14 protein-coding genes are annotated in these 16,436 nt (G+C 75.4%); 6 read left to right on the forward strand and 8 right to left on the reverse strand.

Annotated features, from left to right (window positions below):
* Positions 1 to 23: 23 nt before the first annotated feature.
* Positions 24 to 863 (forward strand): alpha/beta hydrolase, encoded by an 840-nt coding sequence (locus AB0O11_RS21490; protein ID WP_363389231.1) that lies wholly within the window; start codon positions 24 to 26, stop codon positions 861 to 863.
* A 72-nt stretch (positions 864 to 935) separates the two neighbouring features.
* On the opposite strand, the gene AB0O11_RS21495 is transcribed toward AB0O11_RS21490, so the two are convergent.
* Positions 936 to 2,633, reverse strand: a complete 1,698-nt coding sequence (locus AB0O11_RS21495; protein ID WP_363389443.1) for a GAF domain-containing protein — start codon at positions 2,631 to 2,633, stop codon at positions 936 to 938.
* Positions 2,634 to 3,025: 392 nt separating this feature from the next.
* Between AB0O11_RS21495 and AB0O11_RS21500 the strand changes: the two genes are divergently transcribed.
* Positions 3,026 to 3,883 carry a universal stress protein gene (locus AB0O11_RS21500; protein WP_363389234.1) on the forward strand — a complete coding sequence of 286 codons (858 nt, stop codon included), beginning with the start codon at positions 3,026 to 3,028 and terminating at the stop codon, positions 3,881 to 3,883.
* A 182-nt stretch (positions 3,884 to 4,065) separates the two neighbouring features.
* Entirely contained in the window at positions 4,066 to 5,073 is a 1,008-nt protein-coding gene (locus AB0O11_RS21505; protein WP_363389237.1) for a hypothetical protein, read from the forward strand.
* A 30-nt stretch (positions 5,074 to 5,103) separates the two neighbouring features.
* On the opposite strand, the gene AB0O11_RS21510 is transcribed toward AB0O11_RS21505, so the two are convergent.
* From AB0O11_RS21510 to AB0O11_RS21535, 6 genes are all read right to left on the reverse strand, one after another.
* Positions 5,104 to 5,601 carry a copper chaperone PCu(A)C gene (locus AB0O11_RS21510; protein ID WP_363389240.1) on the reverse strand — a complete coding sequence of 166 codons (498 nt, stop codon included), beginning with the start codon at positions 5,599 to 5,601 and terminating at the stop codon, positions 5,104 to 5,106.
* Positions 5,598 to 7,835, reverse strand: coding sequence for a heavy metal translocating P-type ATPase (locus tag AB0O11_RS21515; RefSeq protein WP_363389243.1), 2,238 nt, complete (start codon positions 7,833 to 7,835; stop codon positions 5,598 to 5,600). Before AB0O11_RS21515 ends, AB0O11_RS21510 begins: the two co-directional genes overlap by 4 nt.
* On the reverse strand, positions 7,832 to 7,993 hold the full coding sequence (locus tag AB0O11_RS21520) for a hypothetical protein (protein WP_363389246.1): 162 nt from the start codon (positions 7,991 to 7,993) through the stop codon (positions 7,832 to 7,834). Before AB0O11_RS21520 ends, AB0O11_RS21515 begins: the two co-directional genes overlap by 4 nt.
* Before the next feature lie 259 nt (positions 7,994 to 8,252).
* On the reverse strand, positions 8,253 to 8,654 hold the full coding sequence (locus tag AB0O11_RS21525; protein ID WP_363389249.1) for an NTP pyrophosphohydrolase: 402 nt from the start codon (positions 8,652 to 8,654) through the stop codon (positions 8,253 to 8,255).
* A 125-nt stretch (positions 8,655 to 8,779) separates the two neighbouring features.
* Positions 8,780 to 9,193, reverse strand: a complete 414-nt coding sequence (locus tag AB0O11_RS21530; RefSeq protein WP_363389252.1) for a PPOX class F420-dependent oxidoreductase — start codon at positions 9,191 to 9,193, stop codon at positions 8,780 to 8,782.
* A gap of 44 nt (positions 9,194 to 9,237) precedes the next feature.
* Positions 9,238 to 10,461, reverse strand: a complete 1,224-nt coding sequence (locus tag AB0O11_RS21535; protein ID WP_363389445.1) for a D-alanyl-D-alanine carboxypeptidase — start codon at positions 10,459 to 10,461, stop codon at positions 9,238 to 9,240.
* A 229-nt stretch (positions 10,462 to 10,690) separates the two neighbouring features.
* Here AB0O11_RS21535 and AB0O11_RS21540 point away from each other — a divergent pair, with 229 nt between their 5' ends.
* The gene (locus AB0O11_RS21540) at positions 10,691 to 10,888 is read left to right on the forward strand and encodes a hypothetical protein (protein WP_363389255.1); all 198 of its coding nucleotides are present in this window, start codon (positions 10,691 to 10,693) and stop codon (positions 10,886 to 10,888) included.
* Here the strand turns inward: AB0O11_RS21540 and AB0O11_RS21545 are convergent.
* Positions 10,885 to 11,658: a TetR/AcrR family transcriptional regulator C-terminal domain-containing protein gene (locus AB0O11_RS21545; RefSeq protein WP_363389258.1), complete on the reverse strand. Its 774-nt coding sequence runs from the start codon at positions 11,656 to 11,658 to the stop codon at positions 10,885 to 10,887. The genes AB0O11_RS21540 and AB0O11_RS21545 overlap by 4 nt on opposite strands.
* Positions 11,659 to 11,739: 81 nt before the next feature.
* Here AB0O11_RS21545 and AB0O11_RS21550 point away from each other — a divergent pair, with 81 nt between their 5' ends.
* Together AB0O11_RS21550 and AB0O11_RS21555 are read left to right on the forward strand one after the other, a co-directional pair.
* A complete protein-coding gene (locus tag AB0O11_RS21550) occupies positions 11,740 to 12,591 on the forward strand; it encodes a siderophore-interacting protein (protein ID WP_363389261.1) in 852 nt (283 codons plus the stop codon).
* A 212-nt stretch (positions 12,592 to 12,803) separates the two neighbouring features.
* A complete protein-coding gene (locus AB0O11_RS21555; protein WP_363389263.1) occupies positions 12,804 to 16,361 on the forward strand; it encodes a S8 family serine peptidase in 3,558 nt (1,185 codons plus the stop codon).
* The last annotated feature ends 75 nt before the right edge of the window (positions 16,362 to 16,436 follow it).

The raw sequence follows: 16,436 nt of genomic DNA on the forward strand, positions 1-16,436 counted from the left end.
TCGCTCGACCTAAAATTGTCGCCATGACTGAATCCGCCGTTACCGGTTCCCATGACGACCTGCGCTTCTTCGACAGCGGCCACGGCCGCCTCGCCTACCTCGACGCCGGCTCGGGCGAGCCGCTGGTACTGCTGCACGGTGGCCTGCTGGACCACCGCAGCTGGGCGGACCAGCTCCCCGCCCTGCTGCCCGGGCACCGGGTGATCGCGCCGGACACCCGCGGCCACGGCGCCTCCGACAACGCCGGCCGGCCGTTCCGTCCCGCCGACGACCTGGCGGACCTGCTGCGCCACCTCGGCCTCGGCCCGGTGACCGTGATCGGGCTGTCCATGGGCGGGACGATCGCCCTCGACCTGGCACTCGAACACCCCGAGCTGGTCGGCGCACTGGTGATCAGCGGCAACGGCACCAGCCAGTCCGAGTTCAACGATCCGTGGCTCGGCGAACTCGCCGCCGAGCAGGCGGCCGCGCTCGGCGAGGGCGACGCCGAGCGCTGGCTCGACTCGTTCACCCGCCTCGCCTCCGGGCCGCACCGCGGCCTGGGCGAGGTCGACCCGGAGGTGGTGCGCCGGCTCAAGGAGATGACCCGGAACACCGTCGCCAAGCACACCCCCGACGAGCCCCAGTACCTGGTGCCGGTGACCGACACCTGGAAGCGGCTGACCGGGATCACCGTCCCGCTGCTGGCGATCAACGGCGGCGTCGACTCGGTGGACCACATCAACCTGGCCGAACGGGTCGTGCGCACCGTCGTCGCCGGCCGCGCGGTGACCGTCGAGGGCACCGGCCACTACCCGAACATGGAGCGGCCGGAGGAGTTCAACGCCCACCTCCTGGACTTCCTGCGCGCGCTGAAGGGCTGACGGCTCCGCGGGCGCCGGGTTCGCCGCCCGGCGGAGCCTTCCGCCCGGCCGGGCCCGGTGCGCCGGGAGGCCTCAGGACCCGACCGGGGCCTCCCACACCAGCCGGGTGCCGCCGCCCTCGGCCGGGTCGACGGTGAAGGAGCCGCCGACCCGGTCGGCGCGCTCGGCCAGGTTGCGCAGCCCGCTGCGCCGGCCGCCCTCGGGAACGCCGACGCCGTCGTCCGTCACGGTCAGCACCACCCGCCCGGCCAGGGCGCGCAACGTCACCTCGACCCGGGACGCCCTGGCGTGCCGGGCGGCGTTGCTGAGCGCCTCGGCGAGCACCGCGACCACGTGCCCGGCCAGCTCCTGCGGCACGTCGGTGTCCAGCAGGCCCTCCATGCTCAGCCGCGGTGCGAAGCCGAGCGTGCCCTGGGCGTCGGTGACCACCCGGGTGGCGCGGGCGCGCAGGCCGCGGTCCGGCTCGCCGTGGGCGCGCAGGCCGAAGATGGTCGAGCGGATGATCTTGATGGTCTCGTCCAGGTCGGCCACCGCCCGGGCCACCCGGTCCGCCGCGGCCTGGCTCTCGATCAGCCGGCCCGCGCTCTGCAGCGTCATCCCGGTCGCGAACAGCCGCTGGATCGCCAGGTCGTGCAGGTCCCGGGCGATCCGGTCACGGTCCTCCAGCAGGTTCAACTGCTCGGCGTCGCGCCGCCGTTCGGCCAGCTCCAGGGCGAGCGCGGCCTGGTCGGCGAAGCCCAGCAGCGGGCCGGTCTCCTCCGGCCCGAAGGCCGGCTTCCCCTGCGCCCGGGCCAGCAGCAGCACGCCCCGCCCGTAACCGGCGCCGGTGCCCAGCGGCACCGCCACCGCCGCGCCCAGCCCGTCGAAGCGACCCGCCGGGCCGGCCGGGAAGCGGGCGTCACAGGCCAGCTCGTCACTGGTGGCCGGCGAGCCGGAGACGTACGCGGCGCCGGACAGCGTGCCGTCCACCGGCACCGTCACCCCCAGCCGTGCGGACGGCGTGCCGCCCAGCGCGACCTCGACGGTCAGCTCCTCGGCCCGCTCCTCCGGGCCGGCCAGCGCCACCGAGACGTCCGCCAGCTCGGAACCCGAGATCTCCCGCGCCCGGCGGGCGATCAGCTCGACCACCTCCAGCCGCGGCGCCCCCGACAGCAGACTACGGGTGATCTCGGTGCTCGCCCGCAGCCAGCGCTGGCGCAGCTGCGCCTCCTCGTACAGCCGGGCGTTGTCGATCGCCACGCCGGCCGCGACCGCCAGGGTGGAGATCACCGCCTCGTCGTCCTCGTCGAAGTCCAGCCCGCCGCGCTTGTCGGTCAGGTAGAGGTTGCCGAACACCTCGCCGTGCACCCGCACCGGCACCCCCAGGAAGGTGTGCATCGGCGGATGGTTCGGCGGGAAGCCGACCGAGGCCGGGTGGTCGGACAGCACCGGGCAGCGCAGCGGCTGCGGCTCGCGGATCAGCTCGCCCAGGATGCCCCGGCCCGAGGGCGGCGGGCCGATCTCGGCGATCTCCTCCTCCGTCAGGCCCACCGTCAGGAACTGCGACAGGGTGTGCCCGTCCGGCCCGATCACCCCGAGCGCCCCGTACCGGGCGTCCACCAGGTCGGCGGCGGCCTCCACGATCCGGTGCAGCGCCTGCGACAGGTCCAGCTCACGCCCGACCGCCAGCACCGCCTCCAACAGGCTGTGCACCCGGTTCTGCGTGCCGCGCGCCGCGTCGATCCGCCACTGGAGCTCCTCCAGCAGCTCGTCCAGGCGCAGCCGTGGCATCCGCGCGCCGCCACCCGCCGCGCTGCCGTCCGCTCCGCCCACCGCTGTCCTCCTCGTCGTGCTGCCCTGACCGGCCCGTCCACCGTCCGGACGTGCCACATCCGCCCTGCGGACGGCCGCCCCCGCCGCCCGGCCCGGCTCGGGCGCCGTCCGACCAGCGGGATTGCCGTGTTCACGGTAATGCCCAGGTGTCGGTGGTGGGGACGGCGGGGTCGGCCGTAGGCTCCGTCGGGCGGGCCTTTCGGCCCGTCGTCCAGGGCCCTGGGGCCCCTGCCGCCGGGCGGTGGGGGGCTGACAGGGTGGGGGAGGAGCGGACGGGGCGTCAGAGCGCACCGCAGCCCGCACCGAACCGCCGAGCGTCGACAGCGTGTCGACAGTGTGGAGGAAGACTCATGACGTCAACCGTGCTGGCCGGGGTCGACGGCTCGCCGCAGAGCACCGCGGCCGCCCGCTGGGCCGCGGCCGAGGCGGTGCGCCGGGGCGCCTCGCTGCGCCTGGTGCACGCCTGGCCGTGGCTGACCGACGGCGTGTCCTCCTTCGCCGAGCCGGACGCCCTGCCCGAGGCCGTGCGCCGCATCATGGCCGAGTCCGCCGAGGACATCCGCGGCCTGTACCCGGACCTGAAGGTGGAGAACGACGCCGTCCTGGACGCGCCGGTGGACGGTCTGCTGGCCGCCGCCGCGGAGGCGGACCTGCTGGTGCTCGGCTCGCGCGGCCGCGGCGGCTTCACCGGGCTGCTGCTCGGCTCGGTCAGCATGTCGGTGGCCGGGCGCAGCACCGTGCCGCTGGTCGTGGTCCGCGAGACCGGCACGCCGGGCGAGGGCGCGGGCGAGGTGGTGGTCGGCGTCGACGCCCACACCCCGGAGGCGGAGGTGCTCGACTTCGCCTTCCGCGAGGCGGCCCTGCGCGGCGCCCGGCTCCGGGCCGTGCACGGCTGGGACCTGCCGCCGGTGTTCGGCTACGCGGGCGGCGTCGTCCCGGCGGCCGAGCTCGGCCAGCTGGAGGCGCTGGAGGCCGAGCTGCTCTCGCTCGCCCTGGCCGACCTCCGCGAGAAGCACCCGGAGGTCGAGGTGGTCGAGGACGTGCAGCTCGGTGCCGCCCGCGCCCTGGTCGAGGCCTCCGCCGGCGCCGCGCTGGTCGTGGTCGGCCGGGGCCGCCGTCCGATCGAGTTCGGCCCCCGGCTCGGCCGGATCGCGCACGCCGTCCTGCACCACGCCGAGGCCCCCGTCGCGGTCGTCCCGCACGGGTGACGGGCGGCCCGTCCGGTGGATCTGCCCCCGTCCTGATCCGCCGGACGGGCCCGAGGACGGGCCCAAGGGCCCTGTCCCCGGCCCGATCCGGGCGCGCACCCTCGAAAGCAGCGGGACCCCCGGGCGTTTGCGCGAACCCCGCGGTTGAAACCGAAGCCTCGCGGTTGGAGGAGTGGACCGCCATGACGTTCGACCCGGCTCTCACCCAGATGCTCAGCGCAGCCGACCTGCGCCTGCTCGCCGCCGCCGGCGGCGCGGCGCCGTCGCTGCACAACAGCCAGCCCTGGCGCTTCGTGCCGACCCCGGACGGGCGCGGGCTCGCCGTGTACGCCGACACCGGGCGCTCCGTACCGCTGGCCGACCCGGTCGGCGCCGCGGTGCACGTCGCGGTCGGCGCGGCCGTGTTCAACCTGCGGGTGGCGGCCGGCCGGCTGGACCGGGAACCGGTGGTCCGGCTGCTGCCGGACGCCGCCGAGCCCGAGCTGCTCGCCGTGCTCGACCTCTCCCGCCCGGCCGCCGCGTCGGCGCCCTTCGGCCGTGACCTTTACCCCGCCATCGCCTCCCGGCACTCCAGCCGCGAGCCGTTCACCCAGCGCGACGTGCCCGAGGCGGTGATCGGCGAGCTGATCGATGCCGCCCGCGAGGAGGGCGTCGCGCTGGCCGCACTGGAGGAGGAGGGCGTACGGCGGGTGCAGGCGCTCACCGCCGAGGCCGAGAGCCGCAACGCCGCCGACCCGGCCCGCACGGCCGAGTCCCGCGCCTGGCTGCGGCCCGACGACGGCACCGCCGAGGACGGCATCCCGATGGCCGCGCTCGGCCCGCAGGACCACGACGCCCGGGTGCCGATGCGCGAGTTCGCCGGCCGCCCGCCGGAGGCCCCCGCGCAGCCCTCCCGGCGCTTCGAGGCGCTGCCCCAGCTGTGCACCCTCACCACCCCCGGCGACGGCCCGCTGGACTGGCTGCGCACCGGGCAGGCGCTGGAGCGGGTCTGGCTGCTGGCCACGCTGCACGGCGTCCGGCTCACCATCTGGCACCAGGCGATCGAGTGGCCGGACACCCGCTGGGCGCTGCGCGACCCGGCCGCCGGGCCGGGCCACGTCCAGCTGGTGCTGCGCACCGGCTACGGCCCGCCCGGGGCGGCCACTCCGCGCCGGACGGTCGAGGAGACCCTCGGGGACCGCCCTTCCTGAGCGACGGCCCCGGGCCTGTCTGCGGACCGTTCAGCGCGGGCGCTCGGCGGCCGGCAGCACCTGTGCGGCGAGCCGCAGCGGCGGGCTGTGCCGGAAGGTGAGGGTGAACTCCACCCACTGGCCGGCCCGCAGCGGCGGCGGGTCGGCGATCACCAGGTCCGCGTCCTCCGGCGTCATCCGCAGCTCGCCGCCGGCCGGCACCGGCAGTGCGGGTGCCGGCTCCCAGCGGCCCGCCGCGCCCTGGTGCAGGTGCCGCTTCGGGGTGATCTTGCCGCCGAACTCCCAACTGGCGCCGGTCAGTTCGTCCGGTATGTCGCCCGGGTTGCGGACCGTGAAGAAGGCCGCAGTGGCGGAGGCCGCGCCCGCCGCCGGCAGCAGCACCCAGCCCGGCCCGGCCTCCACCGGGCGGGCGCGGCCCGCTCCGCCGACCGCCGTCCATCCGGTGAGCAGGAGCAGGGCCAGCACTGCCGCGCCGACCGGCGGGCCGGCCACCCCGAGCCGTCCCGACCACGGGAGCGCGCGCCTCATCGACGTCCTCCCCGCCGCTGCCCCCGCCCCGGTTCCCAGGTGCGCAGCCGCAGGCTGTTGCCCACCACGAGCAGCGAGCTGAGCGACATCGCGACCGCCGCCAGCATCGGGTTGAGCAGCCCGACCGCCGCGAGCGGGATCAGCACCAGGTTGTAGCCGAAGGCCCAGAGCAGGTTGGCCCGGATGGTCGCCAGGGTCTGCCGCGCCAGGCGTACGGCGTCCACCACCGCCTCGATGTCACCGCGTACCAGCGTCAGCCCGGCCGCGCCGATCGCGGCGTCGCTGCCGGAGGCCAGTGCCACCCCGAGGTCCGCCGAGGCCAGCGCCACCGCGTCGTTGACGCCGTCGCCGACCACCGCCACCGTCCGTCCGGCGGCGCGCAGCTCGGCCACCACCTCGGCCTTGCGCTCGGGGGAGGCCGAGGCGTGCACCCGCTCGATGCCCAGTTCGGCGGCCACCGCCCGGGCGGCGCCGGGGCCGTCCCCGGTCAGCAGCACGGTCTCCAGGCCCAGCCCGCGCAGCCGGTGGACTGCTCGCCAGCTGCCCGAGCGCAGCGTGTCGCCGACCGCCAGGACGGCCGCCGGCCGCCCGTCCAGCTCGACCACGACGGCCGTGCGGCCCGCCTCCCCGGCCTGCGCGACCGCCTCCGCCAGGGCCGGCGGCAGGACGGCGTCGTCCGGCCGCACCACCCGGACGACCCGGCCCTCGACCGTCCCCGACACCCCGACCCCGGTGGTGGCCGCGAAGCCGTCCACTGGCGGCGGCGGCCCGCAGCGCTCCCGGGCCGCCGCCGCGACGGCCCGGCCGATCGGGTGCTCGGAGCGGTGCTCGACCGCGCCGGCCGCCCGCAGCGCCTCCTCCTGGGTGAGACCGCCCGCGGTGGTCACGGCGGCCAGTTCCATCCGGCCGGTGGTCAGCGTCCCGGTCTTGTCCATCACCACCGTGTCCACCCGGCGCAGGCTCTCCAGCACCTCCGGGCCGCGCACCAGCACGCCCAGCTCCGCGCCCCGCCCGGTCGCCGCCAGCAGCGCCGTCGGCGTCGCCAGCCCGAGCGCGCACGGACAGGCCACCACCAGCACCGCGACCGCCGCCGTCACCGCCGCCTGCGGGGCCGCGCCCGCGCCCAGCCAGAAGCCCAGCACGCTCGCCGCGACCGCCAGCACACAGGGCACGAACACCCCGGCCACCGCGTCCGCCAGCCGCTGCGCCCGCGCCTTGCCGGCCTGGGCCTCCGCCACCAGCGCGGTGATCCGGGCCAGTTGGGTGTCCGCGCCGACCGCCGTGGCCCGGACCACCAGCGCACCGCCGACGTTCACCGTCGCGCCCGCCAACCGGTCCCCGGGGCCGACCTCGACCGGCACGCTCTCCCCGGTCAGCAGGCTCAGGTCGAGCGCCGAACCGCCCTCGACCACCACCCCGTCGGTGGCCACCCGCTCGCCCGGTCGCACCACGAACTCCTGCCCGGGCAGCAGCAGTTCGATCGGCACCAGACGCTCCTCGCCGCCCTCCTCCCGCAGGCACACCTGCTTGGCGCCCAGCTCGGCCAGCGCCCGCAGCGCGGACCCGCTGCGCCGGCGCACCCGGCCCTCCAGCAGCCGCCCGGCCAGCACGAACAGCGGCACGCCGACCGCCGCCTCCAGGTACACGTGCGCGGTGCCGCCGCCGTCGGCGGTCAGTGAGAACGGCATCCGCATGTCCGGATCGCCGGCCCCGCCGAACAGCAGCGCGTACGCCGACCAGCCGAAGGAGGCCACCACACCCAGGCTGACCAGGGTGTCCATGGTCGCCGCCGCGTGCCGCAGCCCCTGCCAGGCCCGGCGGTGGAAACCGGCCGACCCCCACGTCACCACCGGCACGGCGAGCGCGAAGCAGACCCACTGCCACGCGGTGAACTGCGCCGACGGCACCATCGACAGCACCAGTACCGGGACGGCCGGCAGCGCGGTGAACAGCAGCCGCCACCGCTCGTCCGGCTCCTCCGCCGTCACCCCGACCGGCGCCCCCGCGGGCAGCGGCTCGGCGGTGTAACCCGCCCGCTCGACCGCCGCCACCAGCTCCGCGACCGGCACCCCGGCCGGATGCAGCACCCGGGCCCGGCCGGTCGCCAGGTTCACCCCGGCCGTCACCCCGTCGATCCGGGCCAGCCGCTTCTCGACCCGGCCCACGCAGGCGGCGCAGGTCATCCCGCCGACCGCCAGATCGGTGGCGACCACGGGCTCCGCGGCCGCGCTCACCGCATCCCGCCCATGTCGTGCCCACCCGTCCCGGGCGACGCCCCACCCCCGTCGCTCGGCCGCAACCCGGGCGCCACCGGCCCGACCTGGCGCCCCATCCCGTAGGCCACCACGAACACCACCACCAGCAGCAGGACGAACCCCGCCAGCACACTCAACGGCCGGACACCCGGCGATTTCGCACTCACGCCCCAGCAGTCGGACGGGCCCCGCGGTTGGTTCCCGTACGGTCCGAACTCCCGCGCGAAGATCCCGCGCGAACAAGCGGACGACGGGTCGCGGCCCGACCGGGTGGCGTCCGGACGATGTCCGGCCTGCCGTCGGCCAGGTCCGGCGGCCTCGGCGACGCGCCCTTCGCGCAGATCCCGCTGCCGGAGCGCGGCCACGGCGCCGACCGGCCCCGGGGCCGGTCACGGATCAGGGCCGCACACTGCGCGGCCCGGTCACGGCGGCACCCAGCGAGCCGACCCGGGCCCGCAGTTCGCGGTCGGCGGTGACGACCAGGCAGGCCCGCTCCGGATGTTCGGCACGGGCCGCCCGGACCAGCTCCACGATCCGGTCGTCCCCGCTGCCGCCGGCCTCGACGACCCGCACCTGCGGGAGCCCGGCGACGCCCCGGGCCGCGCCCTCCAGCACCAGGACCACCTCCAGCGGTCCCGGCCGGTCCGGCACGCCCCGCCCGGCGACGGCGACCAGCGCGTCCCGCAGCCGCTCGGCGGCGCCCCGCCGGTCCCGCCACCAGCCGTCCGGGACGGAGCCGACCACGTTCGCGCCGTCGACCACCAGCAGGGGGAGCGGCGCGGCCTCGTTCTGTTCCATGGCCACCAAGCCTGCCAGCCCGCCCGGTGCCCGGCTGCCGGCCCGCCCGGGCGTCGGTGGTGAGCCAGGAGCGCAGGCTGCCGGGCCAGGCCTCGTCGCGCGGCCCGGGGCGCCGGCGCCCGTGGTCAGTCCGTCAGGGTGATCCGGATGCCGACGGTGCCGCGCTCGCCGCGGCGCAGCCGGCTGCCGAGCAGGGTGAGCACGCCGAGCAGACCGTACTTCTGGCGCAGCAGGGTGCGGTAGGCGGCGGTGCGCTCGGGACCGAGGATCTCGGCGGTGGCGGGGTACTGCTCGCCGGTCGGGCGGCCCTTGACGTCGCAGGGGCCGACCAGCACGTCGGCGCGGTTGCGGATCCGCTTGACCTTCCAGGAGTCCGCGACGGTCCAGACGCCGAGCGCCTCCCCGTCGCGCACCACCCACACCGGGGTCGGCACGGCGGTGCCGTCCTTCTTGTACGTGGTGACGAGCAGGTAGCTCCCGGCGGAGAGCAGGGCGAGCCGGGCGAGCCGGTCCGCGGCGGAGGGGTCGGGCGTGGTCATGGCCGGAAGTCTAGAGGGCGCCCGGTCGCGGTCCGGACCGTGGTTCAGCGAGGCACCCGGGGCCCGCGGGTCCGGGCGGCGGTGCGGAGCAGGACGCGGGCGCGGCGGGTGAGGTGCCGCCGGCCGCGGCCGTGGCCGCCGATGCCGCTCGAGCCGCCCCTGCCGTGCGCCGGGGCGGGCGCGGTGCGGCGGCGGCGGGCGACGGCGTGGACGGTGGCCCAGGCGGCGACGGCGGTGCCGAGGACGGCGGCGGTCCAGACGACGGGGACGAGGCCGGAGCCGGAACCGTGGTTCAGCGGCGGGCGGGACCAGGGCGGCAGCACTTCGGCCTCGGCCTCCCCGGTGGGGGAGGCGGCCTCGTCGACCAGCCGGCCGACCGGCTGGACCTTCCCGGTGGCGGCGAAGCCCCAGTCGAGCAGGCTGGCGGCCTCGTCGTAGACCTTGCCCTGCGACTCGGGGTGCATCACCGTCACCAGCAGGGTGCGGCCGCCGCGTTCGGCGGCGCCGGTGAAGGTGGCGCCCGCATTGGTGGTGTAGCCGTTCTTGACGCCGATCAGGCCCGGGTACTTGCCGAGCAGCCGGTCGGTGTTGGCGATGTCGAAGCTGGTGCGCTGGCCGGTGAGCTTGTCCATCCCGCCGGGGAAGCGCGCGGTGCGGGTGGCGCAGTAGCTGCGGAAGTCGGCGTTGTGCAGCCCGGCCCGGGCGAAGAGGGTGAGGTCGTAGGCGGAGGAGACCTGGCCGTCCATGTCGTAGCCGTCGGGGGAGAGCACCTTGGTGTCGCCGGCCTGGAGCGCCCGGGCGCGCTCCTGCATCTCGGCGACGGTCCGCTGGATGCCGCCGTTCATGTGGGAGAGGACGTGGACGGCGTCGTTGCCGGAGCTGAGGAAGACGCCCCGCCAGAGGTCCTCGACCCGGTACGGCAGGTCCTCCTTGACGCCGACCAGGCTGCTGCCGACGCCGAGGTCGGCGAGCTCGGCCGTGGTGACCTTGTGCTCCAGCGCCCGGTCGAACTTGGGCAGCACGGTGTCCGCGAACAGCATCTTGAGGGTGCTGGCCGGGGGCAGCGGCAGATGGGGGTCGCGGGCGGCGAGCACCTCGCCGGTGGCCGCGTCGGCGACCAGCCAGGAGCGGCCGGTCAGCTCGGACGGCAGGGCCGGCGCCCCGGCCAGCGGCGCGACCTGGACGGTCGTGCGGCCGAGCCGCTCCCCGCCGACGGCGCCGCCGGAGTCCTGGGCGAGGGCCGACGGGGCGACGACAGTGAGCACCAGGGCGGCACAGACGACGGCGCCGGCCGCGGCCCGGGTGACGCAAGGCGACTTCTGTTGCACACGTTTGGGCTGCACACGGCGAACGTACCCGGGACGCGGCCGGGCTGCCGGGCCTGCTGCTCCGTCCGGAGCCCCGGGCGGGCGGGGGTCGGCGGCGGACGACTTTGGTGGCGGCGGTCCGCGCCGAAAGTCGGATGTCCGGCCGGGGGCGGATTTCTAGGCTCGGGGCATGAAGACCCTGTTCGGCTACCTCGGTTCCGTGTTGATCGTCGGCGGCGCCTCCGGCCTGCTGTCCACCTGGATCGAGGGCTTCCGGCTGTTCGGCTTCGTGCGGGTCCTGGTGCCGGCGGGCCACGAGATCGCCGGGTACGCCACCCTGGTGGTGCTCGGCGTCCTGCTGGCGCTCCCCGCCGCCCGGCGGTCCTAGCAGCGCTCCCCGGCCGCGATGCCGTCGAGCAGCACGGCGAGCCCGGCGCGGAAGGCCTCCCGGTGGCTGTCCTCCGGGGCGCCGCCGCCGGTGCTCTGAAGGGCGACGAGGAGGGGGAAGCGTTCCGCGAAGTCGGGTGCCAGCTCGGCGAGCCGGGCGGAGCGGGTGGCCCACCAGTCCTCGTCGGTGACCCCGGTCGCGGCTGCCGCGCCGCGCGCGTCGGCGGTGGTGGCGGCGAGGCCGCGGACGAACTGCCACAGCGCGGCGACCGCCCCGCGCAGCCGCTGCGGCGGCAGGCCGGCCGGCCGCAGCGCGCGCAACAGCGCCTCCATCGCGGCGAGTTCGGCGGGACCGAGGACCGGACGGGCCTGGGAGACCTGGAGCACCCAGGGGTGGCGCAGGTAGCAGGCGTACAGCTCCTCGGCCCAGGCGGTGACGGCTTCCCGCCAGTCGTCGGCCCCCTGGAGCTCGCCGGGAGGTTCGGCGCGGAGTTCGGCGAGTGCCCGGTCGTGCATCAGGTCGAGCAGTTCGGCCTTGCCCGGCACGTAGGTGTAGAGCGCCATTGCGGTCCGGCCGAGCCGTTCGCCCACGGCGCGCATCGACAGCGCGGCCATGCCCTCGGCGTCGGCCACCGCGATTCCGGCGGACACGATCGCGTCCACACTCAGACCCGGCTTGGGGCCGCTGCGCCCGGCGCGCGGCTCCTCGGGCGCACCCCAGAGCAGGGCGAGCGAGCGATGGGCGTCTCCCTGCCCGGCGTAGACGGTCATCCGGCATCTCCTTATGGCGTAAAGTGTCGTGCCGACGGCAACTCTTTATGCCGTAAGGTTACCAATCGGAGGGGTTTCGCGATGACATTGCCCGTCACCTTCGTCGAGGTTGCCGAGGTCCGGCGGATCACGCCGCGCACCGCCCGGATCACCTTCGCCGCCGAGGAACTGCCCGACACCGTCGGCACCGCCCCCGACCAGCAGCTCAAGCTCTGCTTCCCGCTCCCCGGGCAGTGCGAGCCGGTGCTGCCCGTCCGGCAGGACGACCCGATGGGCTGGTACCAGGCCTACCTGGCGATCCCCGAGGCGGAGCGCCCGGTGATGCGCAGCTTCACGCTGCGCCGCCGGCGGCCCGGCACCCGGCTGGTGGAGATCGACTTCGTGCTGCACGGGGACACCGGCCCGGCCGCCGCCTGGGCGCTGCGGGCAGCGCCGGGGGACCGGCTCGGGATGGTCGGCCCCTCCGCGCTGTACGCCCCGCCGGTCGCGTTCACCGAGGCCGCGGCGGACGCCGACTGGGTGCTGCTGGCCGGCGACGAGACCGCGCTGCCGGCGCTCGCGACCCTGGTCGAGGCGCTGCCCGAGGGGGAGCGGGTGTACGCGTGGATCGAGGTCGCCGACCGGGCGGAACGTCAGGACCTGGAGGGCCGTGCCGACCTGGAGGTGGAGTGGCTGTACCGCGACGGCGCGGCCCCGGGCACTGTGCTGACCGAGGCGTTCCGGGACGCCGTGCTGCCGGGGGGTGAGCCCTTCGTCTGGCTGGCCGGGGAGGCGGGGGCGGTCCGGACGATCCGTCGGCACCTGGTCGAGCAGCAGGGGGTGCCGAAGGAGAACATCGACTTCAGCGGCTACTGGCGCCACCGGCTGACCCAGGACGACGCGCCCACCGCCGAGGACCTGGCGGACGCTCAGGAGCGGCTGGCCGGGTCCTGACCGGGCCGGGCGGCCGCTCCGACGGGAGCCGGGCGGCCGTTTCGCCGGGCGGTGGCGGGGGAAGGGAGTCCGCCACCGCCCTTCGCGTGGCGGGCCGCCCGGCTCCGGCGAGGGCCGGTCGGTGGAAAGATGCGGATTCGGCCCGATTTCCTCCGTGAATTTTACTGATTGATGGTCAACTTTACTTTCTGATGGGGATTTACCCCCTTGTCGTGATCCTCTCGGGTGCGCTGGAATGCGTCAGCCGTCCATCTGACGAGAGGATTTATATGATCGGCTGGCGGAAAACCCAGCTAGCAGCCGCCGTCACGGTCACCGCCGCGTCCATGGTCCTGAGCCTCGGGACCATCGCCGGTGCGGCCCCGGGCCCCGACCCGCAGAACGCCCAGGCGGCGTCCGCGGACGGGGCTCCGGTGCCGGTGATCGTGATCCTGAAGGACCAGATCGCGGACGCCCCGGCCGACCACGGCCACCTGGGCGCCCGGCAGCAGAAGGCCGCCGACGCGCAGGCGCCGCTGCTGAACAAGGTCAAGGCGGGCGGCGGCACCGACATCAAGAGTTTCGTGGTCGGCAACGCCTTCTCGGCCACGGTCAGCCCCGCCCTGCGTGCCCAGCTCCAGGCGGACCCGGCCGTCTCCACCGTGGTGGCGGACGCCCAGGTCCAGGTCGCCCCGGCGGCGGCCGCCAAGGCGAAGGCGGCCAAGGACGCCGGTGCCGCAGCCGGCGCCAAGGCGCCCAAGACCGACGCCGCCCCGCAGGCCGTTTCGGGCAGCAACGGTCAGGGCGCCGAGGAGAACGCGACCAACACGGTCTGCCCCTCCGACCCGAGCAAGCCGCTGCTGGAGCCCGAGGGCCTGTACTCGACCAGGGCCGTCACCGGCAACGGCAAGCCCGGCGTGGAGGACCTGGCCACCGGCAAGGGCGTCAAGGTCGCCTACATCGCGGACGGCCTCGACCCGAACAACCCGGACTTCATCCGGGCCGACGGCTCGCACGCCGTGGTCGACTACCAGGACTTCGCGGGCGACGGCTGGGACGCGCCGACCGGTGCGGCGGAGGCCTTCGGCGACGCCTCGGCGGTCATCGCCCAGGGCCGCCAGGTCTACGACGTCTCCAAGTTCGTCAACTCCTCGCACCCGCTCCCGGCCGGCTGCAACATCCGCATCCGCGGCCTCGCCCCGGACGCCGACCTGGTCGCGCTGAAGGCCGGCGGCGAGATGATGTCCAACTCCTCGATCCTCCAGTCGATCGACTACGCGGTGCGGGTCGCCCACGTGGACGTGCTGAACGAGTCCTTCGGCGGCAACGTCACTCCGGACAGCGGCGCGCACGACACCATCTCGCTCTTCAACGAGCAGGCCGTCAAGGCCGGTGTGACCGTCGCCGTCTCCACCGGTGACGCCGGGATCAGCGGCACGATCGGCACCCCGGCCACCGACCCGTACGTGATCGCGGTCGGCGCCTCCACCGACAACCAGAACTACCAGCAGACCGGTTACGCGGCCTCCCGGTTCTCCAACAAGACCTGGAGCGACAGCCGCATCTCCGCGCTCTCCTCGGGCGGCTTCACCCAGGCCGGCCGGACGGTCGACCTGGTCGCGCCGGGCGAGTCGGACTGGGCGCTGTGCACGCCCGACACGAGCAAGTACACCGACTGCACGGGCTACAACGGCCAGCCCTCGCCGATCCAGCCGTTCGGCGGCACCAGCCAGTCGGCCCCGTTCGTCACCGGCGCCGCGGCCCTGGTCATCCAGGCCTACCGGGACACCCACGGTGGCGACTCGCCGGCCCCGGCACTGGTGAAGAAGTTCCTCACCGGCACCGCCACCGACCTCGGCGTGCCGGCCGAGGAGCAGGGCGCCGGCCTGCTGAACGTCCGCGCCGCCGTCGAGGCCGCCCGCGGCTACGACGACGGGGACGGCACCGACGGCGCGAAGACCGTCGTGGTCAACACCGGCCAGGTCGACATCGCCGGCGCCCCCGGCTCGACCCACACCGCCGACGTGTCCGTCACCAACACCAGTGACAGCACCCAGACGGTGAGCGCCGCGACCCGCAGCTTCGCCCCGCAGTCGAGCAACCAGCAGACCGTCCAGCTGGACCCGTCCTCCAAGGACACCTTCAAGTACGCGACCAACGGCGCGGACTGGGTGCAGAAGCAGGTCAAGTTCACCGTCCCGGCCGGCGCCGACCGCCTCGCGGCCTCGATCGCCTGGCAGGGCGCGCCCAACCCCGTCACCAACGGCCCGGTGGTCCGCATGACGCTGCTCGACCCGTCGGGCCGCTTCGAGACCAACACCCGTCCGCAGGGCGGCGCCACCCCGGCGAACTTCGGCCTGGTGGACGTCCCGCACCCGGTGGCCGGCGAGTGGACCGCGATCCTCTACACCCCGGCCGGCAAGGCCGGTTACAGCGGCGCGGTCCAGCTGGGCACCGCCACCCAGCGCGCGGTGCCGGCCGGCGCCGTGAGCCCGAGCACCACCGACCTGAAGCCGGGCCAGACCAAGACCCTCAAGGTCCAGCTCACCACTCCGGCCACCAGCGGCGACACCAGCGAGGCCGTCCTGGTCTCCAGCTCCAACGGCAACACCACCAGCGTCCCGGTCGTGCTGCGCAGCCTCGTCCCGGTCAACCAGGGCAAGGGCACCTTCACCGGCACCATCACCGGCGGCAACGCCCGCAGCGCCTCGCCGACGCAGAGCTTCTCGTACGCCTTCGACGTCCCGAAGGGCCAGAAGGACCTGCGGGTCGGCCTGACCGTCGGCAAGGACTCGAAGCTGCTCATGCAGGGCGCGCTGATCAGCCCGAACGGCACCCCGGTCGACATCGAGGGCAACGGGCAGTTCGACGCCCAGGGCAACCTGACCGGCGCCGGCAACGGCGTCTCGGCCACCACCGTCAACCCGGCCGCCGGCCGCTGGCGGTTCGTCCTGAACGTGCTCGGCCCGGTCAGCGGCCAGGAGCTCGCCCAGGACTTCACCGGCACCGTCGCGTTCAACCAGAACCAGGCCACCGCGGCCGGTCTGCCGAACGACGCCCGCACCGCGCTGGCGGCCGGCAAGCCGGTCACCGTCCAGGTGAACTACACCAACAACACCGTCGCGACCCAGCGGATCGCGGCCGACGGCCGGCTGGACCGCCGGGTGGACCTGCCGCTGGTGCCGCAGGGCGCCTCGGCGACCGTCAGCCTGCCGCTGAGCCTCAGCTCCACGGTGCCGTCCTTCCTGGTGCCGCCGGGCACCGACCGGCTCAAGGCCGTGGCGGCGTCCTCGACGCCGGCGCAGATCGAGCTGAGCGCCACCGCCGGCTCGCCGGACCTGTTCGGCGACCTGAAGAAGGCCCAGGACGGCTCGACCGTCTCGGTCGTGACCGACAACGGCACCGCCGAGCAGCCGGTCGTCCCCGGCACCTGGGGCACTTTCGTCCAGCAGATCGGCCCGTTCGGCAACGGCGGCGCGCCGGCCGGCACCTCCACCATCACGGCCACCGCGCACACCCAGGCCTTCGACCCGGCGCTGACCTCCAGCACCGGTGACCCGTACGCCGCCTCGGTGAACGCCTCGGCCGCGGCCGCCACCCCGGTGACCGTCGCCCCCGGCGCCACCGGTTCGCTCCAGGTGACGCTGACGCCGACCGGCCCGAAGGGCAGCACCGTCAAGGGCGTGCTGTACCTGGTGTCCGGCCCGACCGGCGTGGCCACCGCCAACAACGTCCTGAACACCACCGGTTCGGTGCTCGCGGCGATCCCGTACAGCTACACCGTGAACTGACGTCACGCCAGTTCGCCCGAGGCCGAGGCCGTCCCGGACTTCCGGGGCGGCCTCGGCTGCTTCCGGTGGCCGCAA

The sequence above is a fragment of the Kitasatospora sp. NPDC093102 genome (assembly GCF_040683915.1).
Classification (GTDB): domain Bacteria; phylum Actinomycetota; class Actinomycetes; order Streptomycetales; family Streptomycetaceae; genus Kitasatospora.

What these genes read in the sequence shown, in the direction of transcription:
- AB0O11_RS21490 (WP_363389231.1), top strand. Translation starts at nt 24, where the DNA reads ATGACTGAATCCGCCGTTACCGGTTCCCATGACGACCTGCGCTTCTTC.
- AB0O11_RS21495 (WP_363389443.1), bottom strand. Translation starts at nt 2,633, where the DNA reads ATGCCACGGCTGCGCCTGGACGAGCTGCTGGAGGAGCTCCAGTGGCGG.
- AB0O11_RS21500 (WP_363389234.1), top strand. Translation starts at nt 3,026, where the DNA reads ATGACGTCAACCGTGCTGGCCGGGGTCGACGGCTCGCCGCAGAGCACC.
- AB0O11_RS21505 (WP_363389237.1), top strand. Translation starts at nt 4,066, where the DNA reads ATGACGTTCGACCCGGCTCTCACCCAGATGCTCAGCGCAGCCGACCTG.
- AB0O11_RS21510 (WP_363389240.1), bottom strand. Translation starts at nt 5,601, where the DNA reads ATGAGGCGCGCGCTCCCGTGGTCGGGACGGCTCGGGGTGGCCGGCCCG.
- AB0O11_RS21525 (WP_363389249.1), bottom strand. Translation starts at nt 8,654, where the DNA reads ATGGAACAGAACGAGGCCGCGCCGCTCCCCCTGCTGGTGGTCGACGGC.
- AB0O11_RS21530 (WP_363389252.1), bottom strand. Translation starts at nt 9,193, where the DNA reads ATGACCACGCCCGACCCCTCCGCCGCGGACCGGCTCGCCCGGCTCGCC.
- AB0O11_RS21540 (WP_363389255.1), top strand. Translation starts at nt 10,691, where the DNA reads ATGAAGACCCTGTTCGGCTACCTCGGTTCCGTGTTGATCGTCGGCGGC.
- AB0O11_RS21545 (WP_363389258.1), bottom strand. Translation starts at nt 11,658, where the DNA reads ATGACCGTCTACGCCGGGCAGGGAGACGCCCATCGCTCGCTCGCCCTG.
- AB0O11_RS21550 (WP_363389261.1), top strand. Translation starts at nt 11,740, where the DNA reads ATGACATTGCCCGTCACCTTCGTCGAGGTTGCCGAGGTCCGGCGGATC.